We start from the raw sequence: 25,368 nt of genomic DNA, 5'->3' as shown, positions 1-25,368 counted from the left end.
TTCGCTTTCTTTCGATTGTCAGTTTAGTTCGGCACGCGGATCGAAGGCATCTCTGAGGCCATCGCCGATGAAGTTGATTGCAAGTACGGCAAGGATCAGCGCTCCGCCGGGGAAGAGCCATTGCCAGGGATATTGTTCGAGAACCGCGGTCGAGCGGGCGGCATTGAGCATGTTGCCCCAGCTTGCGGCAGGCGGGGCAATGCCGAGACCGAGGAAGGACAGACCAGCCTCGAGCAGGATGGCATTGGCGATCTGCAGCGTTGCGTAGACGACGAGGATGTCGATCGCGTTCGGCAGACCGTGGCGAAAAAGCAGGTGTCCAATGCCGGCGCCCATGCCGCGCGAGGCCAAGACGAAATCGCGCTCGCGCAGTTCCAGAAGCCGCGAGCGGACCATGCGCGCAAGAAGCGGCCAGGAGAGCAGAGAGATAACGATCACCGTCGGCCAGATGCCGGTGCCGGCGATCGAGGCGAGCACAAGCAGGAAAATGACGGGCGGCAAGGTCATCACCAGATCGACGAAGCGCATCGAGACGGCATCGGCCCATCGGCCGGCGAGCGCGGAGACGGCGCCGAAGAGAAAGCCGATGATCGCCGAAAGGGCGGTCGATGCAACGGCGACGAGCAGCGAAATTCGGCCGCCTTCCAGAACACGCGCGAAGACGTCGCGGCCGACGCCGTCGGTTCCGAACCAGTGCGTTGCCGTCGGGCCGCTGTTCATGGCCAGAAGGTCGATATCGTTCGGCTGAAACGTCCACCACAGCGGATAGGACAGGATCAGCAGCAACATCGGAACGGCGACGCAAATGCCGGCGACAGCGGCGCGGTTCAGCAGAAAGCGTTCGAATGCGCGGGCGAGCGGCCCGGCGCTGCGGCGGGACGTGGAGCTATCAGACATCGTCAGCCTACCTTGATGCGCGGATCGACAACCGCATAGGTAATGTCGGTCAACAGATTGACGACGATGACGCAGATGCCGATGACGAGCGTCGCACCCATGATGACGGGGTAATCTCGCGTCTCAACGGCATCGACGAGGAGCAGGCCCATGCCTGGCCAATTGAAGACGCTCTCGATGAAGATGGCGCCGCCGATCGCAAGCCCGATGGTGGAACCAACGAGAGTTACGATGGGAAGAAGGGCATTGCGGAGCGCATGCTTGGTGATGACCCAGAACTCCACAACACCCTTGGCGCGAGCTGTGCGCACATAATCCTGGTTGAGAACCTCCAGCAGCGACGCGCGCATGTAGCGGGTGATCAATGCAGCCTGCGCGATAGACAGCAGTGCGGCGGGCAGGATCAGGTGATGAATGAGATCACCAATCTAAAATTCCTCGCCCGGCGTCAGCATGCCGCCGGACGGCATCCAATGCAGGCGAACGGAGAAGACATAGAGGCCGATGAGGGCGCTGAGGAATGCGGGACTGGAAATGCCGGCAAGCGCGAAGACGGAGAAGGACAGATCGGCGATCGAATTGCGGCGGACGGCGCTGAAAACGCCCACGGCAATACCAGCAATAACGGCGATCACCAGAGCCGAACCCATGAGGAGGACGGTCGGTCCGATCCGCGATAGCACGAGACCCAGAACCGGTTGGTCGAGACGCTTGATCGAATAGCCGAGATTGCCCATCAGCGCGTTCTGCAGCCAACCGAGATATTGCAGCGGCAAGGGCTGGTCGAGACCCAGGCTTTTGCGCAGGTTGGCGAGGTCGGTCGGCGACATCGGGACGTTCGGATCGATATAGGCGTCGATCGGATCGCCGGGCGTCAGACGCAACAGCAGGAAGATCAGCATGCTCAGGGCGATGAGCATGCCAACTCCTATGATCAGGCGTCGAAGGCTGTATCGAAGCATTGTGAATCCGTCTTGTGAGGGTGGCCCTGGCCACCCTCAAGGCGTTTCAGGAAAGGAGCGCCTTATTCGGCGATCGACCATTTCTGCGCATCGGCCTGATAAGGTCCGCCGCCCGGCGCCGGCGTCCAGACGAAGTCTTTCACCTTGGACGAGACGATGCCGTAGCGTTTTGCCACCCAGAGCGTTGCCCAGGGCAGATTGGAATTCATGGCCTTGCAGACGTCCTGATAACGGCCGTCACGCTTGGAGCCGTCGGTCTCCGAAAGCGCGGCGTTGAGTGCGGTGCTCACCTCCGGCATGCGTGCCCTAACGACATTCGCTCCGGCCGGCGGAATCTGGCTTTCATTCAGCCCGACATTGATGCTTCCGGCATCCGGCCCGTTCTGAAGCCCGGCGTAGACCATCTGGAACTGCGCGACGTCCGGTTTTGGGTTGAGCACGATGCTGTTATAGGTTGGCGCATCGACTGCGCGCGGGACGACATTGATGCCGACCTGGGCGAGCATCGCCTGGACGGCAGCCAGAACATTGGTTGCGAGCGGCGTCGTATAGTAGGTCAGCAGGGTGATCGGCTTGCTGCCGTTGATCTGATCCCAGCCCGCTTCCGCCAGCAATTGCTTGGATTTTGCCGGGTCGTAGGCATAGTCGTCGATGCCTTTTGGCACCAGCTGGTCTGCAACGTAAGCGCAGTTGGCAGGCTGAGCTGCGCCGCCGTAAAGGCTCTTGATGATGGCATCGCGATTGATGGCGTACATCACTGCCTTGCGGACGCGCGGATCCTTCCAGATCGGCGACTCGTGGTTGAAGCCGAGATAGTTGACGACGAAGGAATCGCCCTCGATAACCTTGAAGTTCTTGTCGTCCTTGAAAGTCGGCACGTCGTTGGAATCGACGTAGGTGAACTGTATCTCACCGGATCTTAGAGCCGCGATCGCCGCAGCCGGATTGGCGAAATAGCGGTTGATGACGCGTTCAAGTGCTGGCTTGCCGCCACGGTATTCGGTGTTGGCTGCGAGCTCGACATATTGATCGGATACGTATTTCGTGAACTTGAAAGGTCCGGTACCGATCGGCGTGGTGGACCACCATGTGCTCTTGGCCAACTGATCGGCCGGGATCGAGGACAGGGCATGCTCCGGCAGCATCATGACCTTCGTCATGGTGTCGAGAAAGCTGCCGGTCGGAGCGCTCAGTTTGACGACAACCGTGTGGTCGTCCGGCGTTTCAACGGATGAGATGTTCTGCAAGCGGGCGGCAAGTACCGAGCCGGTCTTGGCGTTCATTGCGAGGCCGAGGGTGAACTTGGCGTCCTTCGCCGTGAATGCCTGGCCGTCATGCCATTTGGCGTCCGTCAGTTTGAACGTGTAGGTCTTCTGATCGGGGCTCACCTCGTAGGAGCTCGCGAGCTCGCCGACGACTTTCTGCAGCTTCTCGTCATAAGTGACGAGCGGTTCGAAATAGATGCTGAGCCAAGTGAATCCGGCAGTAGCGGCAAGCGGATTGAAGTTGCCCTGGAAGCCGCCCGGGCCGACGTCGAAGCCACCGGAAAGGGTCGCTGCCTGCGCCTGGCCGACAAGGGCCGGAATTGCGGTCGTCGACAGCATGGCCGCGAGGGCGATGATGGATAATCTAAATGGTTTTCTCACGTGTTCCTCCCACATTTGAACTTGTCTTGTTGTTCGCAATCACCACGGCAATGCCCTCGTAGTGACGGTCCAGCCGCCTGCGCGCCTCGTCCAGATCTCTTGCTTCCACTGCGTCCACGATCGCGGCGTGATCGCGCCAGGTCGCCATCGGGTCGAGGTTTTCCAAGTTGACGAAATCCGAAGCCTTGTAGAAAGCGAGCCAGAAGACATCGATCAGCCGCACGAGCGTTTCATTGTGCTGGCAGCGAAAAAGCAGTCGGTGGAAGAGCTGATCGTCTTCCGCAAAGGCCTCTCCGCGCTCGGCATGGACGCGCATTCTGTTGACCGTGTCGCGCAGTTCGGTGATGTCTTCCTCGCCGATCATCTCGATCGTCTTGCCGATCAGGCCCACTTCCAGCGTGCGGCGGATTTCAAGGACCTCCTCGATTTGGCGCAGCGCGCCGCCGAGCCCATAGGCGAGATTGTCGAGCAGCGGTTCGAAGGAAAAAGCCTTCACGAAGATGCCGACTCCACGCCGCGTCTCCAGCACACCTAGCGATTCCAGCGCCTTGATTCCCTCGCGCAACGAATTCCGGCTCACGTCGAGCTGCGTCGCGAGCTCTCCCTCGGGCGGCAGGAGCGTGCCGGGCGCCAGCCCGTTTTCATCGATATAGGCGCGCAAACTCTCCTGCACGGAGACGTGCAGCAGGGGTGCTCGGGTCAGGGGCTTCATCGATTTCAAGGCCATTTTCGGTTTCTTTCGCGGACAATCACGATCAAGATGAAGCTTACATATTGACTTGTAGGATATCTGTCAACTGTAAACCCATCGATGCGATAGCTCCATCGGTCAGCAATTGCTCTTTCATTTTAATACCAGTATAGGTCCAGATAGATTTCAGCAGAAAGATGATGTGCGGAAGTTTGAGACGGGAGCACGCATGACGACGGATGGGTTGATCAAACTCGTCAGCAGTGAACTGGAAGCAACGACACCGGGCCTGCCGCTTTACAAGCGGCTGAAGGCGGCGATCGAAACCGCGATCCTGTCGAACGCCTTGAAGGCTGGCGCGGTTCTTCCGGGGGAGCGCGTTCTTGCCGATACGTTGTCGCTCTCTCGCGTGACTGTCCGCAAGGCGCTGGCGTTGCTCGAGGAAGAAGGTTTTCTCAACCGCCGCCATGGTTTCAAGACGGAAGTCGGATCGCGCGTCGAAAAATCCTTGTCGACACTGACGAGTTTTTCGGAGGATATCATTGCCCGCGGGCTTGTTCCGGGATGTGTCTGGCTTTCCAAGCAGATAAGCCGACCTTCTCCAACGGAGATGATGGCTCTGGGCGTTGCCGGAAACAGCAATGTCGTGCGCATGAAGCGTATCCGGACCGCCGACGGCGTACCGATCGCGGTCGAGATTTCGGCGGTGCCCGTCCGTTTCCTGCCCTCTGCGGAGATGGTCAAGGACTCGCTCTACGAGGCCCTGGAAGCGCGAGGATTCCTGCCGCAACGGGCTATCCAGAGGATGCGGTCGCGTGCGGCATCCGCAGAGGACGCGCAGCATCTTCATTGCGACCCGGGCGCCCCGCTGCTGATGACGGAGCGCCGCTGCTTCCTTGCCGACGGACAGATCGTCGAATATTGCGAAAGCCGCTATAAGGGCGATGTCTACGACTTCGTCTTCGAACTGCAGCGATGATACCAGTCATAAACTGGTTGTAATCTGGTATTTTCCAATTATCGTGGCACGGAAATGGAGTGCCACGATTGCAGCGCGACGACATCAAGAGCAGCCTCATCGTTTCCTGCCAGCCGGTTCCCGATGGGCCGATGGATGCGGCGGAATTCGTCATTGGATTTGCCAGAGCCGCCGTTGACGCCGGAGCAAGGGCGTTACGGATCGAATCCGTTGCCTATCTGAAGGCCGTTCGTCCGGCGGTCACCGTGCCGATCATCGGCATCGTCAAGCGAGATCTCGAAGAAAGTCCGGTGCGCATCACCCCGTTTGTGGCAGACGCCGAGGCCCTGGCGGATGCGGGTGCCGATATCGTTGCCTTCGATGCCACGGACCGTGTTCGTCCTGCCTCCATCGAGGCATTGGTGAAGGCGGTAAGAGCGAAGGGCAAGCTGACCATGGCCGATTGCTCGAGCATCGAGGACGCGCGCCACGCCTTGGCGGCCGGTGTCGATTTCGTTGGCACGACGCTATCCGGCTATGTCGGCGGGCCTGAGCCCATCGATCCTGACCTCAGTCTTATCGCCGGGATGCGGCAACTCACGCCCTATGTCATTGCCGAGGGCCGCATCCGCACGACGGAACAGGCCGCCGCGGCGGTAAAGGCCGGCGCCTTCGCCGTCGTCGTCGGCTCGGCAATTACGCGCACTGAACATGTGACCTCATGGTTTCATGAGGCAGTCGCGAAAGCCCATGATACCAACAGCGCTGAAACCATCCTTGCCATTGATATCGGCGGCACGAAGACCATGGCCGCGCTCGTCAGAGGCAGCGATGTTCTCGACGAAATAACTGTTCCGACCGCGCGGCAAGAAGGGCCGGATGCATGGCTTGCGGCGATCGCCGACAGGGCTGGGATATGGAAGGATCGCTATTCCCGCGTCGGCATCGCGGTGACCGGCTTCGTTCAGGACGGCCGGTGGTCGGCGCTCAATCCGGCGACGCTCGGCATTCCCGACCAATATCCGATTGTCGAAAAGGCACAGGCCATCTTCGGCAAGCCGGTTTTTGCGGCCAATGACGCGCAGGCAGCTGCTTGGGGAGAATACAGGTTTGGCGCCGGGGAACGCGGCGACCTGGTGTTTCTTACCATTTCCACGGGCATCGGCGGCGGGATCGTCATCAACGGCCGTCCGCTTGCCGGTCTTGCCGGTCATTTCGGCTTGATCCGCGGTCCGTCTGAAGGCCGCTCTCCGCTGGAAGATCAGACATCGGGTCGGTGGATCGCCTCGGAAGCTCTCAAAGCCGGTCACAAGGCAACCGCCGCGGAGGTCTTCGACCTCGCGGAAAAAGGTGCGCCCTGGGCTAAGGCGATTGTTTCGCAATCGGTGCTCCGGGTCGCCACGCTCTGCCGCGATATTCAGATGATGCTCGATCCGAAGCGGATCGTCGTCGGCGGCGGCATCGGGCTTGCCAAGGGTTATCTCGATCAGATGCGGGAGCAGCTTGCTGGCATCGAAAGCCGCCTGAGACCTGTTCTCGTTCCCGCAAAGCTTGGTAGCCGCGCGGGGATCATCGGGGTGGCAAGTCTTGCCGGGGAACAAGACTGACAATTCCAAAAGACATACATTCAGACCCAACAATAAAAGAGAGAGGGAACTACGATGAAATTGAGCAGGACATTTCTCCCAGCCCTTGCGGTGCTTCTTGCAAGCGTCGCCATGCCGGGCACCTCGAATGCGACCGTGACGGTTCTCGGCTGGCCGGGCGGTTCGGAGGAAACGGCGCTTCGCGCCACCGTGGAAGCCTATAACGCCAGACCCGGCATCACCGACGCCGACAAGGTCGAACTCCTGTTCTTCAACCGTGAGGGCTTCTACGACAAGCTCCAGGCCGACATGGCGGCGGGCTCCAATGCCTTCGATATCAATCTGGTGGCGACCTACTCGATCGGCCGCTACGCGCCTTATATGGAGCCGGTCGATCTCGGTAGCGACGCCGCCAAGACGTTCGGCGAATCCGTGCTGAAGACCATGCAGTTCGACGGCAAGCAATATGGTGTGCCGACCGATCTGTCGCTGCACTTCATGTACTACCGCAAGGACCTGATCGACGCCCTGATGAAGGACGACGCCGCCAAGGCGAAATATGCCGAAATTTCCAAGAAGTATCTCGGCAAGGAACTGCAGCCGAAGGACCCCGATAGCTGGAACTGGGAGGATTGGGCAGCAACGGCGCTCTATTTCTCGAAAGGGGTGAATTCGGCAAGCCCGGTGCGTTACGGCACGGTGCTGCAGATGAAGAACCTGCTCTTCAACATGATGGTGTTCCAGTCGCTGCCGCGGTCCTACGGCGGGGATTGGGCTGACAAGGGCGGCAACGTCACCATCGATTCCGATGCCTACAAGACCGGACTGGAACTCTATAAGAAGCTCTACGACGCCGGCGCGTCACCGAAGGATTCCCTGAGCTACGAATATCCGGAAACCAATGCGGCCTATAGCTCCGGCCAGGCTGCCACCGCGCTTCAGTGGAATGCTGCCGCTGCGGATTTGACCAGTGCCGACAAGTCCCCGGCGGTTGCCGACGTCACCGGCATCGTGGCGCCGCCGGCCGGTCCCAAGGGCCGCGCCGACCATATCCATGGTCTTGGCCTTGGCCTTAACAAGAACGCCAAAAACAAGGACGGTGCAGTCAAGTTCCTGAAATGGCTGGCGACCGAAGACGCGGCTCTGCTTTATGCCCGCAGCGGTGGCTCGCCGGCGCTTGCGCCCGACGTGGTGGCGAAGGTTGCCAAGGAGCGGCCGGATCTCGTCAAGCTCGGGGAGTTTGCCAGCAAGTACGGCTATGTGATGAACGGAGCGACCTCTGCCAATGCGCTCTCCATCTATGAGCTGCAGGCCAAGGAGTTTACCGGCTACTGGTCCGGTCAGCAAAGCCTTGACGACGCACTTGCTCACACCAAAGCTGGCATGCAGGGTCTCCTGAAGAAGTAACATCAGCCGGACGCCGTGTTTTCCCGGCGTCCGGCCCATCCGGCGGATTGAAATGGCTATCGTACATCGTGCTGAGGGAAGGGCTTATCTCACGCCGCTCGTGGGATTCCTGCTGCTGTTCCTGGGTTTCCCCGCAATCGTCAATCTCATCTATTCGGTATCGACCGTCAGCTTCCAGACGCTGCGAAGCCCGAGCCTCAGTGGATTCGGCAACTATCTGACCGTGCTTACCGATCATGGTTTCTGGCAAGCGATTTCCTTTTCCATGCGATTTGGGATTTTGACAGCGCTTATCGAATGCCTGGTCGGCCTTTTCCTGGCGATCTTTCTGGCCCCACTTCTTTCCAAGCGCTCGGCGCTGATGGCGCCACTGATGCTGCCCTTGATGGTTGCGCCCGCCATGATCGGTTTGATGTATCGCCTCGTGCTGCATGAGTTTGCCGGCCCCGTGCCCTACTATCTCTTCGAATGGTTCGGCGACAGTCCCGCCTTTCTCGATATCAATCATGCCTTCTGGACGTTGACCGTCGTTGAGACGCTTCAGTGGACGCCCTTCGCTTTTCTGCTGTTCTACATGGCCTATGTCGCGGTGCCGCTCGACGTGCGCGAAGCGGCTTCGCTCGATGGTGCGTCGGCGCTCAAAACACTTTGGTGGATCGAGCTGCCGCTGATGCTGCCGACATTGGTGATCGCTTTCTTCATCCGCTTCATCGATGGCTTTCGCGTGTTCGACAATGTCTATGCGCTGACCGGCAGCGGCGCAGGCGGCTCGACGACGTCGCTGTCGATCTACATCTACCAGGCTTTCTTCAAAGAAGGCGCGATCGGCAAGGCGGTTGCGGCGTCCGTCATCCTTTTCCTCGCATCGCTCGCCGTGCTCTACGGCCTCAACTGGCTTGCCGGCCGCAGGAGAATTTGAGTGTTTGTGAACGCCCTGCGCTGGATCGTTTTCGCCGTTGCCGCCATTGCGATGAACTTTCCGATCGTCGTGACACTTGTTACCTCGTTCAAGAGCGCGCGCGAGCTCTCCGTCAATCCCGGCCTATGGATCAACCAGCCGACACTCGAGAACTACCTGCGCGTTCTGACGCAGACGGATCGCTTCAACATCTATTCCTATCTCTGGAACAGCACTGTCGCCTCGTTGATTGGGACGGGGCTCGCCATCCTCCTGGCTTTTCCGGCGGCCTATGCGATCGCGCGAAGCGAAGCGGGTAAGCGGACCTTATTGCCTATCGTTGTCAATTTGCGCGCTGTGCCACTGATCATCTTCGCGATCCCGCTCTACATGATGTATCAATGGCTTGGCCTGCTCGATACCCGGCTCGGCCTCGGCCTGATCCTCACCGTCGTCAACACGCCGCTGGCGCTTGTCATTCTCGTCAACGCAATTTCCGATGTGCCGCTGGAACTGGACGAGGCCGCGAGAGTGGACGGTGCAAATTCCTGGCGGATCATGATCAGCATTATCAGGCCTGTCGTGCGCCCGGCGCTGGTCACGACCTTCATCTTCGGCTTTATCACCGCCTGGAACGAGTTCCTCTTTGGTCTGATGCTGACGACGAACAAGGCAGTGCCGATGACGGTCGGCGCGTCGTTCTTCTTCGCGGCAAGCGGCGGCGGCGTTCAATGGGGCACAGCCTCCGCGGTGATGATGCTCGGCGCGCTGCCCCCGGTTTTTCTCGGTCTCCTTATGTATCGCCAGATTTCGGGCTCGATGGCCGCGGGAGCTGTAAAGGGATAGGGATGATTCTAGGCTCCGCTACCGTGCACGGCCAGGGGCGCAAAATGACGTATGTCCTTCAGGCACTGGTGCTCTGGCGCGGCAGCAGCTCAAATCCAAGGTCTATCTGCTCCGCGTCGGGCTTCGCCCCGGCTTCCAGTGCCGAGAGAACCTTCTCCGCCGCAAGCTTTCCGGTTTCATAGCGTCGTGTTGCGATCGAGGAAAGCGACGGCGAGACGCATGCCGCGAATTCGAGATCATGAAATCCCATGATCGATATATCGTCCGGCACCCGGATGCCGCGCTTGCGACACTCCTGCATCGCGCCGAGAGCCAGATTATCATCGGTGCAGAATATGGCTTCCGGAACATTTCCGCGTTCATGCGCCGTGGCGAAGAGTTCCGATCCCAGCGCAACAGAACTGTGCCGCGGCTTCTCGGCGATGATTTCCGAGGTTGGTATGTCGGCTTCTCGCATCGCTCTATGATATCCGTCGAAGCGCGATTGCGCGCGATGATCGAGATTGCCGGTCAGAAACGCAATCCGACGAAAGCCGCGCTGAATGAGATGGCGGGTGGCCACGTAGCCGGCATGTTCCTGCGACATCCCGATGTTGAGATTTATCGGGGAGTCAGAGAGCTCGAAGGTTTCGACGACCGGAAGGTTTGCCTGACTGAGAAGCTGCCTCGATAGCGCCGTATGGTGGATACCGGCGATGATGATCGCTTCGACCTTTTGTCCGAGCAGCACTTTGATGGCGTTCTCTTCCTCGATCTCGGAATAGCGGCTGTTGACGACCAATACCTGGAAACCGGCGTCGATCAGAACCTCGTGTAGCGCAAAAAGGTATTCGGCGAAGATGACATTGTAGAGGGTCGGCACGATCACGCCGATCGTATGCGTGCGCGATGAGGCGAGCCTGCTCGCAGCGACATTCGGCACATAACCGAGTTCGTTCACCGCTGCATGGACGCGCAGGCGCAATCCTTCCGACACTGCCCCCGGCTTCCTCAGAACGCGGGATACAGTGATCGGGCTGACGCCAGCGAGGTTTGCCACATCATCCAGTGTTATTCGGCGCATAAGTAACGTTTCAGTCGTTGTTGCTTTCGATTTCCGAGAGACAAAGAATATCTATAGATACTCCATAGTTGACAGCGCTAGCAATTGTAATTTGACAGCGCTGTCAACTATGTTACGCTCCGAGAAATTCGGAAAGGATGGGATGGAGCCTTTCCGGATGCAATCATGCCGATCAAAAATAGAAGGGGTGGATCGATCCGCCCAAGGAGGAGGACTTCTATGCTGAAAGCAATCAAAGCAAGATCCGCCCGGATCGCTGTGTTTTCCGTACCGCTTATGACGCTGCTTGCCGGCGCGGCTTATGCGGAACCAAAAGTCGTGTCCGGGCCTGCGGGCGATCCGAAATGCATGACGCCCTGGGCAGCCGATACAGTGTTTCTTCAGTATCCCCAAAAGAAGGGACCCTATCGGATAGCGCTTGCCAACGGCTATATCGCCAATACCTGGCGCATCCAGATGGTGCAGACGGCGAAGGCTTATGCGGCACAACCTGATGTTGCCGCCAAGCTGAAGGAATTCAAGGTCGTATCGACGGGCGAAGATGTCCCTGCCCAGATATCGGCAATCAATAATTTCATCGACGCAGGCTACGATGCGATTGTCGTGGACGCGCAAAACCCGACCGCTTTTGGCCCGGTCATCAAACGCGCCAAGGAAGCGGGCGTCATCCTGGTCGCCTTTGACAACACGCTCGACACGAAAGACGCCATCAACGTCAATGTCGATCAAAAGGGTCTCGGTGTCATCTGGGGTGACTGGCTTGTGAAGCACATGCCCAACGGCGGCAAGGTTCTCGAGGTACGTGGGGTTGCCGGTACCTCCGTCGACACCGATCGGCACAATGGCATTAAAGAGACACTGAGCGCGTCCGGCAAGAAGTTCAATGTGACAGAAGTCGTCGGCAAATGGGATGACGGCGTTGCGCAGAAGGCGACTGCCGATGCGATCGCGACCAATGGTCCCTTCGACGGTATCACCGCGCAGGGTGGCGATACCGGCGTCGTGCAGGCAATGATGGATGCTAAGCATCCCTTCGTGCCCTTCGGCGGCGAGACGGAAAACGGCTTTCGCAAGCTTTGCGCTTCGCATTCGGGTGATGGCCTGAAATGTGCATCCGCGGGAACCGGACCGGCTCAGGTTGCGGTTGCCATCAAGACCGCGATCGCCGCTCTGGAAGGTCAGGTCATACCCCAGGCAGTGAAGCTGCCGACGGCTCTGGTCTCTGATCCGGATTTCAAGGAAGGCCAGGATTTTTATCCCAAGCAGTCCGACAACTTCTTTGTCGGCAATTCCTTCCCGACTTGCGGCATCAATTTCACGGCTCAGGAAATCATGGGGCAGACGAAGGAAAATCAATAATTCCCTTTGATTCCGACGCTTGACTGCGGACCTTCGCGTCCGCAGTCTCGTTCTTGCGGCACCCGATGGGAGGTTGGGCGCGTGAGTTTATCCGAACCGTTTTTCCGGATGGAAGGCATATCCAAGCGCTATGGCGGTGTCGTCGCGCTGAAAGAGGCCAACATCGCCATTCGGCCGGGAGCCATCCACGCCGTTCTCGGCGAAAATGGTGCGGGCAAATCGACCCTTATCAAGATCATGGCGGGTGTCGTGGCGGCCGACGAAGGCCGGATGGTGTTCGACGGCAAGGAGGTGTCTTTCGCGACACCTGCCACGGCAAACAGTGCGGGCATCGTCTGCGTCTTCCAGGAACTGTCGCTGATTCCGGATCTGTCCGTTGCGGACAACATCGTCATCAGCAATCCGCCGCTGCGTTTCGGGATGATCGACCGCCGCAGGCAGAGATTGATCGCTGAAGAAGCACTGGCGCGCGCCGGAGCTTCCGATATCCACCCTTCCTCGCTGGTCAAAGACCTGCCGCTCTCGCGTTGCCAGATGGTCGAGATTGCCAAGGCGCTTGCCCGTAAACCGCGGATCATGATCCTCGACGAGGCAACTTCGGCCTTGACGCAACCCGACGTCGAAAAAGTTTTCAGCGTGCTGAAGCGGCTGCGCGCGGAGGGCATGGCGCTTATCTACATTTCGCACCGCATGCATGAGATTGCCCAACTGGCGGATGAATGCACCGTCTTCCGCAACGGACGCAGTATCGAATCCTATCCAGCCGGGACGAAAAGCGATCATCAGGTGATCGAGTTGATGATCGGACGCGAGTATACCAGCGTATTTCCGCCGAAGTATCCTCCTGAGAAGACGCTTGCCCCAATCCTCGCGTGCCGGAACCTTTCCTGGGGTAGCCGGCTCTCCGGCATCAGCTTCGATGTCAGGCCCGGCGAAATCGTCGGGCTCGGCGGTCTGGACGGGCAGGGGCAACGGGAACTGCTCTTGTCGCTGTTCGGCGTGCTGCGCGACGTCAGGGGCGATGTACAGATTGCTGGCCGAAGCGTGACGATGAAAAGTCCGAAACAGGCAAAATCCGCCGAGACCTCGATCGCGCTTATCCCGGAAGACCGAAAGACCGAAGGCCTCATGCTGCCCATGACCGTGCGCGAAAATCTTTCGATCGCGGCCCTCGACAGCGTGTCCAACAGGGGCGTGATCGATCGCGCGGCCGAGGCGGAGCGGATCGACGAACTCCTCAAGCTGCTGGCGATCAAGGCAGCGACGATCGACATGCCGGTCGGAGCCCTCTCCGGCGGCAATCAGCAGAAGGTCGTCATCGCCAAGTGGCTGATGAACCGGCCGAAGATCGTTCTGCTGAACGACCCGACGCGCGGCATCGATGTCGGCACCAAGCAGGAAATCTACGTCCTGCTCCGCGAGCTTGCGGAAGCCGGCGTCGCGCTCATCTTCTATTCCACCGACTATGACGAACTGATCGGCTGCTGTGACCGGGTACTGGTCATGTACGACGGCAAGATCGTCCGCGTGCTGGAAGGTTCCGACATCAATGAACGGGAATTGATTGGCAGTGCGTTGAACATCGGCGCACACCTGACAGAACAGAAGGTCGGCCAATGAAAGAGATACCGCACGGCGAGTGGCGCTTCTGGTATGCGCAACACAAGGGGACGCTGCTGGCAGCGGTGCTCTTTGTCGTCATGTTCGTAATCTATGTCTCGAACCATCCGGCTGGGTTTACCCCGAATGTCGTGCAGACCGCTTCCAACAAGGCGGCGTTGTTGGCTTTCGTGGCGATGGCGCAATGTTTTGTGGTCATCACCGCCGGCATTGACCTTTCAGTCGGTATGATCCTCATCCTGTGCAATTGTCTCGCCTCATGGCTTGTCGTCGGAACGCCGTTTCAGACCGCTTTGGGTGTTGTCGCCGTTCTTTTGACGGGGCTTGCCTGCGGCATGCTGAACGGGTTGATCATCATCTTCGGACGGCTGCAGCCGATCGTGACCACGATCGCGACAAGTGCAATCTTCTTCGGCTTTGCCTTGGTGCTGCGTCCGACGCCCGGCGGTGCGGTGAACGAGACGCTGGCGGATGCCTTTACCTCCAAGCTTTTCGGCGTCATCCCGGCGAGCCTTGTCGTGCTTGCGGCAACCCTCCTGATCTTCTGGATCCCGTTCGGCAGATCGATCCTGGGCCGGGCCGCCTACGCGGCAGGATCCGCTGAAAACGCCGCCTATATGTCCGGCATGCCGATCAAGCGTGCCAAATTCGCATCCTATGCACTGGCGGGATTGATGTCGGCGATTGGCGGGCTTTACCTGACCTTCTTCTCCTATACCGGCGAAGCCGCATTCGCGAGCGGCAATGCCTACACGCTTTATTCGATCGCGGCCGTGGTGCTTGGCGGAGTTTCGCTGGCGGGTGGGAAAGGTGGCGCCGTCGGGGCGGTTTTCGGCGCGCTGGCTTTCCGGACGATCGGCGACCTCCTGTTCGTCTTCGATCTCGATCCCCTCTGGCAACCGCTGTTCCAGGGCATCGTGCTGATGCTGGCGATCAGCATAGGTAGCATGGGCTTGGCGCGGGTTCGCAATCGTCTGGAGTGGTTTCAATGAGCGATGATGTATCCCTCATGCAGCGGTCCGGCATACCCGCGCGCTTGCGCCGCGTCGATCCGGCGGTGGCAATTGCCTTCGGCTGCATCCTGCTCCTGCTTCTTGGCGGCTCCATCTATTCGTCGAATTTCCTGTCGCCTGACTATCTGCTGCAACAGTTGAAGGTCGCGTCGTTTCTCGGCGTCATCGCAACCGGCATGATGATGGTCATTCTCATCGGGCAGATCGACCTCTCGGTTCCCTGGGTCGTCGCCGCCGGAGCGATGATGGCTTGCGCGGCAACCGCCTACGGCAGTTTTGGATCGTTCTTCGCCATTCCGTTCGGGATCGTGTGCGGTGCGGTGATCGGCGCGGTCAATGGCCTTGCGGTCGCCTATCTGCGCATTCCATCGATGATCATCACGCTCGCGACGAACGCGGTCGTGCAGGGCTTGATGGTCGTCTATACCGGAGGTTTTGCGCCGCAAGACTCCGCATCTCCCGCGATGCGTTTTCTCGCGACCGGCTATGTCATACCCCCGATTCCGAATGGTGTGATCGTTTGGCTGGTTGTCGGTATCCTGGCCGTTTTCCTGCTTGTCAGGACCACATTCGGCCGTTCGCTGTATGCGATCGGAAACCGGGAGAGAGCCGCCTATATGTCGGGAATCGACACGCGCCGCATCACTTTGCTGGCGTTCGTCATTTCAGGCTCCCTCAGCGCTCTCGGCGGAGTGCTGTTGGCCGGCTATGCGTCCAAGGCCTCCCAATCGATGGGCGACGCCTATCTGTTGCCGTCGATTGCGGCGGTCGTTCTTGGTGGAACCCATGTGCTTGGCGGCAAAGGATCGTATCTCGGAACCGTCGCCGGCGTCATCCTGATTACCCTTCTGCAATCCATATTGTCCGTCATGCAGATCGAAGAAGCCGGACGGCAGCTCATCTATGGCGTCGTCATTATCTGCATGCTGCTGCTCTATGGGCGACAAAAGCTCGTTTAGAGATACGTCGCCTGGAACCAGCACCGAATGCTTCAGCACTTGAAATAGCCCCCTGCTTCCGGCAAACAGCCGGAAGAACGAGGGCGTGGAAATGAGACACATCTACATAGTCGGCATCGGAACGGGAAATCCCGAGCACCTCACCGTTCAGGCGATCAACACGCTGAACAAGGTGGATGTCATCTTCATTCCCAGCAAAGGTGCGGCCAAGGCCGAGCTTGCCGACGTCCGGAAAGATATCTGCCAGCGCTATGTTACGAACATGGCCATCCGCTTCGTCGACTATGCCGTGCCGGTGCGTCAGACGGCCGACCGCAGCTACGTCCAAAGCGTTGACGACTGGCATGCGCAAATTTCGTCGACTTATGAGCGGCTGTTCCAGGATCATTTGACGGAAGAGGGAAGCGGTGCCTTCCTTGTCTGGGGCGATCCCAGCCTCTACGACAGCACAATCCGCATCATCGAGCGGGTCAGGGCGCGGGACCGTGTCGCCCTCGACTACAGCGTCATGCCTGGAATCACCAGCATCCAGGCTCTGACGGCGAGCCATCGCATTCCGCTCAACCTCGTCGGAAAGCCGGTGCAGATCACCACGGGCCGCCGACTAACCGAGAGTTTTCCGGGTATTGTTGAAACCGCCGTCGTCATGCTCGACGGCGAGCTGGCTTTCAGCAAGATCGATGATCCCGATGCCTACATCTATTGGGGTGCCTATCTCGGCACCGAGGATGAAATCACCATTGCCGGCCGCCTTGCCGATGTGTCTGACTGTATCGTGGCGACGCGGACGGAAGCGCGGGCGAAGCATGGCTGGATCATGGATATCTATCTGCTGCGCAAAGGCTCAGATTTCGACGACCAGGCGTGAGGCACTGTGCCGCCGCCAAATTGTTTGCCCGCCGATGAGGATTGTGTAAGGACATGTCCTTCGGGAAGGATGGTCTTATGGCACAGGCCGACAGGCAATTGATCGAAGAGCGCGATATCTCCTCGCGAGAGGGTGTCGATGCCGTCGCCTGCGTTGCGGATGCACCATCGATGGCCCGCGGCGCTTGCCCATCGCTCGGTGCTCCGATGATCACTGGTGACGGACTGCTCGTGCGACTGCGTCCGATGACGCCGGGCCTGACGATCGGGCAATTCCGAGCGCTTGCCGAGGCGGCTGACAGACACGGCAACGGACTGATCGAAATCACGGCGCGCGGCAATCTTCAACTGCGCGGCATGACTGCGGAAAGCATGACCGGACTTGCCGCGGACATCGATCGTGCCGGTATAGTCCCTGAAACCGGCGTCACAATAGAGATCCCGCCGCACAGCGGATTGGACCCGCTGGAAATCGCCGATGGCCGCGAGTTAGCCACACGGCTTCGCCAGCAGATCGCCGCGCTCGATCCTCAGCCGGTATTGGCACCCAAGCTGACCATCATCATCGATTCCGGCGGGCGGCTGAACCTGGATGCGATTTCAGCGGATATTCGGCTGAGAGCGAGAAGAACCGCTGACGGTTCGACCACATGGGTTCTTGCCATAGGCGGTACGGCGCAGACGGCGAAGGTTCTCGCATCGCTCTCTGCCGAACAATTCATACCGGCCGTCATCGGGCTTCTGAAAACGCTTGCGCGTCTCGGGCCGCGCGCACGAGGCCGCGATCTCGACGCGGACAGACTGCGAATGGAGCTTCAATCGCCGGAAATCAGCGCACTCGGCATAGCCGACAAGTATGTTTCGCCGGTCGGCATCCATCCCATCGGCGATGGTCTCGCGCTCGGCCTGCGCCCGTCCTTCGGGCAAATCCATGCGAGCGACGTTCTCCGCTTTCTCGCCATTGCCGAGGCTGCCGGAGCAACCGAAATCCGCACCGCTCCGGAACATGCCATCTTGGTGCTGGGTCTCTATGTCCAAGCAGCGAGAGAGGCGCAGTTGGCAGCAGCCGTCTGCGGTTTTCGCACGGAGGCGGACGATCCGCTAAACCACATAGACGTCTGTTCCGGAGCAGGGGCGTGTGCTTCCGCTTTCTACGCAACGAAGTCCGCAGCCGCGGAGCTTCTCGACACAGCTCCGGAACTGCTTGACAGCTCGCTAACAGTCCATCTGTCCGGCTGCCGCAAGGGCTGTGCTCGGCCGGTCGCGGCCGGTCTCACCATCGTCGGTGCGCCAATGGGCTATGGCATTGTCGTAAATGGGTCCGCATCGAGCGAGCCAGTGGCCTACATCGGAAAAGACAAGCTGAAATCTGCATTGATGCATATGAGCAGGCTGGTGCGGAATAACAAAGTTGCTGGCGAATCGGCGGAGGAGTGTCTTACACGGCTTGGCACCGACGCGATCGTTACAGCGCTACGACAGGGGTAGGAATGCCTGACTATGATTATATCCGCGAGGGCAACGCGATCTACGAGCGCTCCTTCGCGATCATCCGCAGCGAGGCCGATCTGTCGCGCTTTTCAGATGCGGAAGCCGATGTGGCCATCCGCATGATCCATGCCTGTGGCCTGGTCGAAGCATCGGAGCATTTCGTCTTCTCTCCCGATTTCGCCGCCGCCGCGCGTTCGGCGCTTGCCAATGGCGCACCGATCTTCTGCGATGCCGAGATGGTTGCCCATGGCGTTACGCGCGCGCGTCTGCCAGCGGCCAATGAGGTGATCTGCACGCTGCATGATCCCCGCACGCCGGAATTGGCGAAGACGACCGGCAATACCCGCTCGGCGGCCGCAATGCATCTTTGGGGCGACCGCCTGGCTGGCTCCGTCGTCGCCATCGGCAATGCGCCGACAGCGTTGTTTCATCTCCTCGAAATGCTGCGCGACGGCGCGCCGAAGCCGGCGGCCATCATCGGTATGCCCGTCGGATTTGTAGGAGCCGCCGAGTCCAAGGATGCGCTGGCGGAAAATTCCTATGGCGTACCCTATGCCATAGTCCGTGGCCGTCTTGGCGGCAGCGCCATCACCGCCGCCGCGATCAACGCATTGGCGAGGTCTGGCCTATGAGCGCGCATTCCACGGGCCGGCTGATCGGGATCGGAACCGGGCCCGGTGATCCGGAATTGCTGACCATCAAGGCCGTCAGAGCCTTGGAGAAAGCCGATGTCGTTGCCTATTTCGCCAAGCAGGGGAGAAACGGCAACGGCCGCGCCGTCGTCGGCGATCTGCTCAGAACCGACGTGATGCTGCTGCCGCTCTACTATCCCGTGACGACGGAAATCGACAAGAACGAGGCGGACTACAAGAGCCAGATTACTGATTTCTATAATGCCTCCGCCGAAATGGTCGCCGCCTATCTGAAAGCCGGCAAGACCGTAGCCGTGCTCAGCGAAGGCGATCCGCTGTTCTACGGCTCCTATATGCATCTGCACGTGCGCCTTGCCGACCGCTATCCAACGGAAGTCATTCCGGGGATAACGGCGATGTCTGGCTGCTGGTCGTTGGCTGGACTGCCGATTGTCCAAGGGGACGATGTGCTTTCCGTACTCCCCGGTACGATGGCGGAAGGCGAACTTGCCCGCCGCCTCGCCGACACGCAGGCAGCCGTGATCATGAAGGTCGGCCGCAACTTGCCGAAGATCCGCCGTGCCCTTGAGGCCGTGGGACGCCTCGAGGAGGCGATTTACGTCGAGCGCGGCACAATGACGAACGGCGCCATAACGCCACTCGCTGAAAGGGGAGACGGCGAGGCACCCTATTTTTCCCTGATCCTCGTTCCCGGCTGGGAAGACAAGCCATGAGCGGCCGCCTCTATGTCATCGGCACTGGTCCCGGCAATCCCGCGCAGATGACGCCGGAAGCGCAGGCGGCTGTGGCCGACGCCACCGAATTTTTCGGCTATGGCCCCTATCTCGATCGCCTGTCGCTTCGGCCGAATCAGATCCGCCAGGCATCCGACAACCGCGAAGAGCTGGATCGAGCCAAGGCAGCGCTGGAGCGTGCCGTCGCCGGCGCAAACGTCTGCGTCGTCTCGGGTGGCGATCCCGGTGTTTTTGCCATGGCGGCAGCTGTGTGCGAGGCGATCGACAATGGACCCGACGAATGGCGGGATATCGATCTTGTCGTCGTGCCCGGTATTACCGCCATGCTTGCCGTCGCGGCTCGGATCGGCGCGCCGTTGGGACATGATTTCTGCGCAATCTCACTGTCGGACAATCTAAAGCCCTGGAATATAATAGGAAATAGGCTGCGTTTGGTCGCTGAAGCCGGGCTTGTGATCGCCCTTTACAATCCCATCAGCAAAGCGCGTCCCTGGCAGCTCGGCAAAGCTTTCGACATCCTGCGCGGCGTTCTGCCCGCCGACGTTCCCGTCATTTTCGGCCGCGCGGCGGGCCGGCCGGACGAGCGCATGACAGTTGCAAGGCTGGCGGATGCGGACGCGTCGAGCGCTGATATGGCCACCTGCGTCATCATCGGCTCGGCCGAGACGCGCGTCATCGCCCGGGAGACGAGACCTGATCTGGTCTATACGCCGCGCTTCATCAAGGAAGGGGCGAGATGATCGATATGATGCAGCGCTGCCTCGACAGTTTCGACCGCCAGCATATCGGCTGCCGGCGCGCGCTCGATCATGATCACTTCGATGCCCAGTTGCCGCGCCGCCTCGATCTTCGCGTAGGTCGCACTGCCGCCGCTGTTCTTGGTCACGATCACGTCGATACGATATTGCCGCAACAGGTCCAGTTCGTCTTCCAGCCGGAACGGACCCTTGGCATGGATATAGGTGACGTTGGGCACCGTCAGCGGCAGCTCGACCGGGTCGACGCTGCGCACCCAATAATGATGGATGGGCGCAGCATTGGCCTGATGAGCCTCTTGTCGGCCAATCGCCAGGAAGACATTGAGAGGCGAGGGACCAAGCGCCGCTATCGCCTTCGAAACACCTTGTACAGAGCGCCAGCGATCGCCCTCGACCGGCAGCCAGGTTGGGCGGCGAAGTGCAAAAGCGGAGATACCGCAGAGGTGAGCCGCCTCCGCCGCGTTGGCGGACATGCGGGCGGCGAAGGGATGGGTCGCATCGATCAGCAGATCGATCGCCTCGTCTCTCAAATAGCGGGCAAGACCCTCTGCGCCACCGAAGCCGCCAGTACGCACCGGAACCGGCTGCGGAGCAGGTTCGATGGTTCTGCCCGCCAACGACAGGACGACGTCGAGATCGGCGCGCGACGCCAGTGCCTCCGCCAATTGACGTGCTTCCGTCGTGCCGCCCAAGATCAGAATTCGGGTCCTGCCCATGTCTGAGATGCCTTCCCCTCAACGTTGGCTCATTATAATCGGCATCGGCGAAGACGGTCCAGCCGGGCTTGGCGACGAGGCCAAGCGGCTGATTGCGGCAGCGCCGGTCGTCTTCGGCGGCGCGCGGCATATCGAGCTGATGCAGGCCATGATCAAGGGTGAGGCGCATCGCTGGCAGAGCCCCTTTGAGAAATCCGTCGACGCCCTACTGGCGCGACGCGGAATGCCGACCGTCGTCCTTGCTTCCGGCGATCCCTTCTACTACGGCGTCGGCGCCACGCTCTCGCGGCATGTTCCGGCATCCGAGATGACAGTAATTCCGGCGCCTTCTTCCTTCAGCCTGGCCGCCTCGCGCCTCGGCTGGCCTTTGCAAGACGTCACCGTTCTTTCCCTGCATGGGCGACCGCTCGACCTCATCCGTCCGCATCTCCATCCCGGTCGCAAGATCCTAGCCTTGACGTGGGATGGCCAAGGTCCAGCCGATCTTGCGCGTTTGCTGCAGGAGACTGGATTTGGTCAATCGATGCTGACAATTCTCGAGGCGTTGGGTGGGCCTCATGAACGAGTCTCGACGCGGCGGGCTGCTGATTTCACGCTCTCTGGCATCAATGATCTGAATGTTTGCGGCATTGAAGTCATCGCAGGGGCCGGCGCTCGCATCCTGCCGCTCAGCGCCGGGCTAGACGACAGCCTGTTCGAGCATGACGGCCAGATCACCAAACGGGAAATCCGAGCGATGACCCTGTCAGCGCTGGCGCCACGCCATAGCGAGTTGCTGTGGGATATCGGTGCCGGCTCCGGTTCGATCGGCATAGAATGGATGCTGGCCCATTCTTCGATGCGGGCCATCGCCGTCGAATCTTCCAGCGAGCGCGCTGCTCGCATCCGCCGCAACGCGGCGAGCTTCGGTGTTCCAGGCCTTACCATCATCGAAGGACAGGCGCCGCAAGCACTTGTCGGCCTGCCGGCGCCGGATGCCATCTTCATCGGTGGTGGCGGCAGCGACGCAGGCGTCATGGATGCCGCTATTGCCGCGTTGAAGGCCGGAGGGCGGCTGGTCGTCAATGCGGTGACGACGGAGATGGAGGCGATCCTGCTTGCCGAACATGCCTGCCGCGGCGGCTCGCTGATCCGCATCGATATCGCCCGGGCCGGGCCCATCGGCACCATGACCGGCTGGCGGCCGGCTATGCCGGTGACGCAATGGTCCTGGGTCAAACCACAAGAATGAAAAACGAGGTAGCGGGATGACGGTGCATTTCATTGGAGCGGGCCCGGGGGCAGCGGACCTGATCACGGTGCGTGGCAGGGACCTGATCGGCAAATGCCCGGTCTGCCTCTATGCCGGCTCGATCGTCTCGCCGGACCTCCTGCAATATTGCCCGCCCGGCGCCCGCATCATCGACACCGCACCAATGTCGCTGGATGAAATCGAGGCCGAATATCTGAAAGCAGCGGCATCGGGCGAGGATGTCGCCCGCCTCCATTCCGGTGACCTCTCCGTCTGGAGCGCCGTTGCCGAACAGATCCGCCGCCTGGAAAAGCACGGCATCACCTATACGCTGACCCCCGGCGTTCCCGCCTTCGCCGCGGCGGCGTCCGCGCTTGGGCGCGAGCTGACCATACCCGCCGTTGCGCAAAGCCTTGTTCTGACGCGTGTTTCCGGCCGCGCGTCGCCGATGCCGAACAACGAAACTCTGGAGAAATTCGGCGCCACGGGCGCAACGCTCGCCATCCACCTGGCAATCCACGCACTTCCTCAGGTGGTCGAGGAGTTGACGCCGCTTTATGGCGCGGATTGCCCGGTCGCGATCGTTGTCAAAGCCTCCTGGCCTGATGAGCGCATTCTTCACGGCACACTCGGCACGATCGAAGCAAAGGTCGCGGCCGAGCCGATCGAGCGCACAGCGTTGATCTTCGTCGGTCCGTCGCTAGCCGCCAGCGATTTCCGCGAAAGCTCGCTGTACGATCCCGCCTATCAGCGTCGCTTCCGAGGCAGGGAATAACAGGCGGGCGACGTTGCGGAATTTACACAGCATTCCGTCAGAGCAAGGTTTGCATAATCGTCGGCTGCACTGGCGAGATTGACCAACGAGACTAGGGGATCTCGTTGGTCAAGTGGCTATCAAACGTGCGCGGCCATATACGCCATGCTTTCCTTCAACGCCGTCACCGGTTCCTTCAGCGCATGCACGTCCGGTGCAAAGGGCTCGAAGGAGAAGGGGCCGGCATAGCCGGCGGACAACAGTGCCCGCATCTGCCCGACATTGTCGAGACGGTCGCTGGCATTGACCAGAACGCGGTGCGGATCGCGCATATCGGCAACCGAGACGGCGGTATCGCTGACGCCGGAGATATGGACCAGGCCGGTGAGCGCAGGGAAAATCGCCGTCTCGCCGGCGAGGTGATGATGGAAGGTGTCGTGGACAAGACGGAACGCCGATTGCGCGCCAAGCTCTTCGATTGCAGCAGCGGCTTCCGTCTTCGAACGCAGCGAGCAGATCTCGAAGCCAAGTGGCTCCACTAGGCCGACAATCCCTGCGGCATCTAGCATCGGCTTCAGCGCCGTCAAGGCCGCCACGAGATTCTGCTTGCGTGCCTCCGGTTCCCTGCCGCTGCCGTCATTGACGGGAACGAGCACTAGGGCTTGCGCGCCACAATCCCGCGCATAACCGATGAGCTTGGCCGCCTCCTTGGCGCGCGCCTCATTCCACTCGTTGAAACGCTGCAGCGCGTTGATCGAAATGATCGTCAGTCCGTAGCGCGCCGCAAGTTCCCCGACCGTTGCGGCCGGGGTGCCGTCCAGGATCGCTTTGCCGGCCAAATCATTGCGGATTTCGACGCTGTCGATGCCGAGTGTGTTCGCCGCTGAAAAGAACGATTCCAAGCTCAAGGACGGCGCACACATATGATTGAGCGCGAAACGAATGGAACTCATGGTAGGCATTCCTCCTCTTAAGCACCGGCCCAGCAGAATGTCGATCGGCCGCGCATGCCTCCAAACGAGTACCGAGAATCATGCCATCGATCCACAGGCGAGCGCCGGCATCTCCAATCATTCGTGATAGAAATATTCCAAGCCGTGATGGAATTCCATCATTCTCGGCTAAATGTTTTCCGACACGAAGATGTCGAAAGGCAGGAAGGATTGCCCCGGCATTGCCGCTTCGCCACGTTCGATGGCGCCGATCATCAAACCGAATAACTCCTTGCAGAGCGACGGGAGAGGTGTTCCGATGACCATGGTGACGACATCGTCGGCGAGCGCCGCTTTCGATTCCGGCGTCAGTTCGTTGACGACGACGATTAGCTTGCCGGCAAGCGCTTCCTCGCGAATGGCGGATATCGCGCCTTCCATGCCGCCGCCACAGACGTAGAAGCCGATGAGATCGGGATGTTTCTGCAGCAGGTTGAGTGTCGCCTCATGGGTGATTTCCGCGGTGTCCAAATTGATCAGCGTGTCCAGCACTTCGAAATCAGGCGCGTTCTCGCGAAAGTAGGAGCGAAAACCGATCTCGCGCAGTTCATGGCCATGAAAGCGATGGCTTCCGACAAAGCAGGCGACCTTGCCTGGCTGGCGGGCGGATCTGGCGATCGTCCAGGCGGCGGTGCGCCCGACCTTGCGGTTATCGACGCCGACATAGGTTTCGCGCACCCCTGTCGCGAAATCGGAGAGCAATGAAAATACGGGGATGCCTTTCTCCTTCAATTCCTCGACCGCCGCCGTCACCGCCGGATAATCGGGTGCGACCAAGGCGACCGCCTGGCTCCGCGCCGCCATGGCTTTCAGCTTCTCGACGATCGCCGTGGGTGTCGATGCAGCGACGAAATCGACTTGCGCATGGGCGCGCGCCGTTGCAACCGATTGCGCCGCTGCGCCGATCTCCTTGGCGAAAGACTGATAGAACGGTTGGGACGGCTTCTGCAGCACGAAGCCCAATCGATATTGCGGTAGATCCTCGAACACCCGCTGCCGCAACAGACCGACAGCATGGTAGCCGATCGATTGTGCTGCTTCGTAGACGCGCCGAGCCGTTTCCTCCCGCACACGATGCCGTCCGTTCAGCACGCGATCAATCGTGGCGACGCTCACGCCGGATGCCTTTGCGAGATCGGAGATTGTCGGACGACGCATGTTTGCCCCTGAGGTATTCCATCATGCATGAGATAGGGCATTGATGGATAATGATAGATTCCATCATTCCCGCATTGAGGCAAGCGAAAACTGGACCTATCATTAGGAA

Annotated in this window: 23 protein-coding genes and 1 pseudogene; 16 read left to right on the top strand and 8 right to left on the bottom strand. The window is 60.1% G+C overall.

The window, feature by feature from the left end; translation table 11 throughout:
• Window positions 1–18: 18 nt before the first annotated feature.
• From PY649_RS23770 to PY649_RS23755, 4 genes and pseudogenes are all read right to left on the bottom strand, one after another.
• Window positions 19–897, bottom strand: coding sequence for an ABC transporter permease (locus PY649_RS23770; RefSeq protein WP_285871224.1), 879 nt, complete (start codon window positions 895–897; stop codon window positions 19–21).
• A 2-nt stretch (window positions 898–899) separates the two neighbouring features.
• A pseudogene (locus tag PY649_RS23765) lies at window positions 900–1,859 on the bottom strand (ABC transporter permease).
• A 62-nt stretch (window positions 1,860–1,921) separates the two neighbouring features.
• Window positions 1,922–3,463, bottom strand: a complete 1,542-nt coding sequence (locus tag PY649_RS23760; protein ID WP_285871365.1) for an ABC transporter substrate-binding protein — start codon at window positions 3,461–3,463, stop codon at window positions 1,922–1,924.
• A gap of 25 nt (window positions 3,464–3,488) precedes the next feature.
• A complete protein-coding gene (locus PY649_RS23755) occupies window positions 3,489–4,232 on the bottom strand; it encodes a FadR/GntR family transcriptional regulator (RefSeq protein ID WP_285871223.1) in 744 nt (247 codons plus the stop codon).
• Window positions 4,233–4,425: 193 nt separating this feature from the next.
• On the opposite strand from PY649_RS23755, the gene PY649_RS23750 reads away from it, so the two are divergent.
• From PY649_RS23750 to PY649_RS23730, 5 genes are all read left to right on the top strand, one after another.
• Complete coding sequence (locus tag PY649_RS23750; protein WP_285871222.1) at window positions 4,426–5,175, top strand: GntR family transcriptional regulator; 750 nt, start codon at window positions 4,426–4,428, stop codon at window positions 5,173–5,175.
• Window positions 5,176–5,243: 68 nt separating this feature from the next.
• Window positions 5,244–6,761: a putative N-acetylmannosamine-6-phosphate 2-epimerase gene (locus tag PY649_RS23745; RefSeq protein WP_285871364.1), complete on the top strand. Its 1,518-nt coding sequence runs from the start codon at window positions 5,244–5,246 to the stop codon at window positions 6,759–6,761.
• 54 nt (window positions 6,762–6,815) lie between these two features.
• Entirely contained in the window at window positions 6,816–8,147 is a 1,332-nt protein-coding gene (locus tag PY649_RS23740; RefSeq protein WP_285871221.1) for an extracellular solute-binding protein, read from the top strand.
• Between the two features lie 52 nt (window positions 8,148–8,199).
• On the top strand, window positions 8,200–9,066 hold the full coding sequence (locus PY649_RS23735; RefSeq protein ID WP_285871219.1) for a carbohydrate ABC transporter permease: 867 nt from the start codon (window positions 8,200–8,202) through the stop codon (window positions 9,064–9,066).
• Between the two features lie 51 nt (window positions 9,067–9,117).
• A complete protein-coding gene (locus tag PY649_RS23730) occupies window positions 9,118–9,891 on the top strand; it encodes a carbohydrate ABC transporter permease (protein WP_285871363.1) in 774 nt (257 codons plus the stop codon).
• A 58-nt stretch (window positions 9,892–9,949) separates the two neighbouring features.
• On the opposite strand, the gene PY649_RS23725 is transcribed toward PY649_RS23730, so the two are convergent.
• Window positions 9,950–10,954 carry a LacI family DNA-binding transcriptional regulator gene (locus PY649_RS23725; protein ID WP_285871218.1) on the bottom strand — a complete coding sequence of 335 codons (1,005 nt, stop codon included), beginning with the start codon at window positions 10,952–10,954 and terminating at the stop codon, window positions 9,950–9,952.
• A 219-nt stretch (window positions 10,955–11,173) separates the two neighbouring features.
• On the opposite strand from PY649_RS23725, the gene PY649_RS23720 reads away from it, so the two are divergent.
• The 9 genes from PY649_RS23720 to PY649_RS23680 all read left to right on the top strand — a co-directional run bounded on the left by PY649_RS23720 (window position 11,174) and on the right by PY649_RS23680 (window position 20,390).
• The gene (locus PY649_RS23720; protein WP_285871217.1) at window positions 11,174–12,313 is read left to right on the top strand and encodes a sugar ABC transporter substrate-binding protein; all 1,140 of its coding nucleotides are present in this window, start codon (window positions 11,174–11,176) and stop codon (window positions 12,311–12,313) included.
• A gap of 81 nt (window positions 12,314–12,394) precedes the next feature.
• The gene (locus PY649_RS23715) at window positions 12,395–13,933 is read left to right on the top strand and encodes a sugar ABC transporter ATP-binding protein (protein WP_285871216.1); all 1,539 of its coding nucleotides are present in this window, start codon (window positions 12,395–12,397) and stop codon (window positions 13,931–13,933) included.
• The gene (locus PY649_RS23710; protein ID WP_285871215.1) at window positions 13,930–14,925 is read left to right on the top strand and encodes an ABC transporter permease; all 996 of its coding nucleotides are present in this window, start codon (window positions 13,930–13,932) and stop codon (window positions 14,923–14,925) included. The genes PY649_RS23715 and PY649_RS23710 overlap by 4 nt, the downstream gene beginning before the upstream one ends.
• On the top strand, window positions 14,922–15,905 hold the full coding sequence (locus tag PY649_RS23705; protein ID WP_285871214.1) for an ABC transporter permease: 984 nt from the start codon (window positions 14,922–14,924) through the stop codon (window positions 15,903–15,905). The genes PY649_RS23710 and PY649_RS23705 overlap by 4 nt, the downstream gene beginning before the upstream one ends.
• Window positions 15,906–15,996: 91 nt before the next feature.
• Window positions 15,997–16,773, top strand: a complete 777-nt coding sequence (gene cobF, locus PY649_RS23700) for a precorrin-6A synthase (deacetylating) (RefSeq protein ID WP_285871213.1) — start codon at window positions 15,997–15,999, stop codon at window positions 16,771–16,773.
• 77 nt (window positions 16,774–16,850) lie between these two features.
• Window positions 16,851–18,260 carry a precorrin-3B synthase gene (cobG, locus tag PY649_RS23695; RefSeq protein ID WP_285871211.1) on the top strand — a complete coding sequence of 470 codons (1,410 nt, stop codon included), beginning with the start codon at window positions 16,851–16,853 and terminating at the stop codon, window positions 18,258–18,260.
• A gap of 2 nt (window positions 18,261–18,262) precedes the next feature.
• On the top strand, window positions 18,263–18,895 hold the full coding sequence (locus PY649_RS23690; protein ID WP_285871210.1) for a precorrin-8X methylmutase: 633 nt from the start codon (window positions 18,263–18,265) through the stop codon (window positions 18,893–18,895).
• On the top strand, window positions 18,892–19,629 hold the full coding sequence (locus tag PY649_RS23685) for a precorrin-2 C(20)-methyltransferase (protein ID WP_285871208.1): 738 nt from the start codon (window positions 18,892–18,894) through the stop codon (window positions 19,627–19,629). The genes PY649_RS23690 and PY649_RS23685 overlap by 4 nt, the downstream gene beginning before the upstream one ends.
• Window positions 19,626–20,390 carry a precorrin-3B C(17)-methyltransferase gene (locus PY649_RS23680; protein ID WP_285871206.1) on the top strand — a complete coding sequence of 255 codons (765 nt, stop codon included), beginning with the start codon at window positions 19,626–19,628 and terminating at the stop codon, window positions 20,388–20,390. Before PY649_RS23685 ends, PY649_RS23680 begins: the two co-directional genes overlap by 4 nt.
• On the opposite strand, the gene PY649_RS23675 is transcribed toward PY649_RS23680, so the two are convergent.
• Entirely contained in the window at window positions 20,354–21,124 is a 771-nt protein-coding gene (locus PY649_RS23675) for a cobalt-precorrin-6A reductase (protein WP_285871205.1), read from the bottom strand. The two genes, PY649_RS23680 and PY649_RS23675, sit on opposite strands and share 37 nt — an antisense overlap.
• Here PY649_RS23675 and cbiE point away from each other — a divergent pair.
• Window positions 21,123–22,355, top strand: coding sequence for a precorrin-6y C5,15-methyltransferase (decarboxylating) subunit CbiE (gene cbiE / locus PY649_RS23670; protein ID WP_285871204.1), 1,233 nt, complete (start codon window positions 21,123–21,125; stop codon window positions 22,353–22,355). The genes PY649_RS23675 and cbiE overlap by 2 nt on opposite strands.
• 16 nt (window positions 22,356–22,371) lie before the next feature.
• Window positions 22,372–23,130, top strand: a complete 759-nt coding sequence (gene cobM, locus PY649_RS23665; RefSeq protein WP_285871203.1) for a precorrin-4 C(11)-methyltransferase — start codon at window positions 22,372–22,374, stop codon at window positions 23,128–23,130.
• A 119-nt stretch (window positions 23,131–23,249) separates the two neighbouring features.
• On the opposite strand, the gene PY649_RS23660 is transcribed toward cobM, so the two are convergent.
• Together PY649_RS23660 and PY649_RS23655 are read right to left on the bottom strand one after the other, a co-directional pair.
• Entirely contained in the window at window positions 23,250–24,062 is an 813-nt protein-coding gene (locus PY649_RS23660) for a TIM barrel protein (RefSeq protein WP_285871201.1), read from the bottom strand.
• A gap of 168 nt (window positions 24,063–24,230) precedes the next feature.
• Window positions 24,231–25,259: a LacI family DNA-binding transcriptional regulator gene (locus PY649_RS23655; protein WP_285871200.1), complete on the bottom strand. Its 1,029-nt coding sequence runs from the start codon at window positions 25,257–25,259 to the stop codon at window positions 24,231–24,233.
• Window positions 25,260–25,368 lie beyond the last annotated feature (109 nt).

Origin of the sequence: Rhizobium mayense (genome assembly GCF_030272705.1) — a bacterium.
In the GTDB taxonomy this organism is placed as follows: domain Bacteria; phylum Pseudomonadota; class Alphaproteobacteria; order Rhizobiales; family Rhizobiaceae; genus Rhizobium; species Rhizobium mayense.
This window is presented reverse-complemented; position numbering and strand designations above follow the sequence as displayed.

Excerpts from the sequence above, each read along its gene's own strand:
- PY649_RS23770 (WP_285871224.1), bottom strand. The coding sequence starts at position 897 with ATGTCTGATAGCTCCACGTCCCGCCGCAGCGCCGGGCCGCTCGCCCGC.
- PY649_RS23760 (WP_285871365.1), bottom strand. The coding sequence starts at position 3,463 with ATGCTGTCGACGACCGCAATTCCGGCCCTTGTCGGCCAGGCGCAGGCA.
- PY649_RS23755 (WP_285871223.1), bottom strand. The coding sequence starts at position 4,232 with ATGGCCTTGAAATCGATGAAGCCCCTGACCCGAGCACCCCTGCTGCAC.
- PY649_RS23750 (WP_285871222.1), top strand. The coding sequence starts at position 4,426 with ATGACGACGGATGGGTTGATCAAACTCGTCAGCAGTGAACTGGAAGCA.
- PY649_RS23740 (WP_285871221.1), top strand. The coding sequence starts at position 6,816 with ATGAAATTGAGCAGGACATTTCTCCCAGCCCTTGCGGTGCTTCTTGCA.
- PY649_RS23735 (WP_285871219.1), top strand. The coding sequence starts at position 8,200 with ATGGCTATCGTACATCGTGCTGAGGGAAGGGCTTATCTCACGCCGCTC.
- PY649_RS23730 (WP_285871363.1), top strand. The coding sequence starts at position 9,118 with ATGAACTTTCCGATCGTCGTGACACTTGTTACCTCGTTCAAGAGCGCG.
- PY649_RS23725 (WP_285871218.1), bottom strand. The coding sequence starts at position 10,954 with ATGCGCCGAATAACACTGGATGATGTGGCAAACCTCGCTGGCGTCAGC.
- PY649_RS23720 (WP_285871217.1), top strand. The coding sequence starts at position 11,174 with ATGCTGAAAGCAATCAAAGCAAGATCCGCCCGGATCGCTGTGTTTTCC.
- PY649_RS23710 (WP_285871215.1), top strand. The coding sequence starts at position 13,930 with ATGAAAGAGATACCGCACGGCGAGTGGCGCTTCTGGTATGCGCAACAC.
- PY649_RS23705 (WP_285871214.1), top strand. The coding sequence starts at position 14,922 with ATGAGCGATGATGTATCCCTCATGCAGCGGTCCGGCATACCCGCGCGC.
- cobF (WP_285871213.1), top strand. The coding sequence starts at position 15,997 with ATGAGACACATCTACATAGTCGGCATCGGAACGGGAAATCCCGAGCAC.
- cobG (WP_285871211.1), top strand. The coding sequence starts at position 16,851 with ATGGCACAGGCCGACAGGCAATTGATCGAAGAGCGCGATATCTCCTCG.
- PY649_RS23690 (WP_285871210.1), top strand. The coding sequence starts at position 18,263 with ATGCCTGACTATGATTATATCCGCGAGGGCAACGCGATCTACGAGCGC.
- PY649_RS23685 (WP_285871208.1), top strand. The coding sequence starts at position 18,892 with ATGAGCGCGCATTCCACGGGCCGGCTGATCGGGATCGGAACCGGGCCC.
- PY649_RS23680 (WP_285871206.1), top strand. The coding sequence starts at position 19,626 with ATGAGCGGCCGCCTCTATGTCATCGGCACTGGTCCCGGCAATCCCGCG.
- cbiE (WP_285871204.1), top strand. The coding sequence starts at position 21,123 with ATGTCTGAGATGCCTTCCCCTCAACGTTGGCTCATTATAATCGGCATC.
- PY649_RS23675 (WP_285871205.1), bottom strand. The coding sequence starts at position 21,124 with ATGGGCAGGACCCGAATTCTGATCTTGGGCGGCACGACGGAAGCACGT.
- cobM (WP_285871203.1), top strand. The coding sequence starts at position 22,372 with ATGACGGTGCATTTCATTGGAGCGGGCCCGGGGGCAGCGGACCTGATC.
- PY649_RS23660 (WP_285871201.1), bottom strand. The coding sequence starts at position 24,062 with ATGAGTTCCATTCGTTTCGCGCTCAATCATATGTGTGCGCCGTCCTTG.
- PY649_RS23655 (WP_285871200.1), bottom strand. The coding sequence starts at position 25,259 with ATGCGTCGTCCGACAATCTCCGATCTCGCAAAGGCATCCGGCGTGAGC.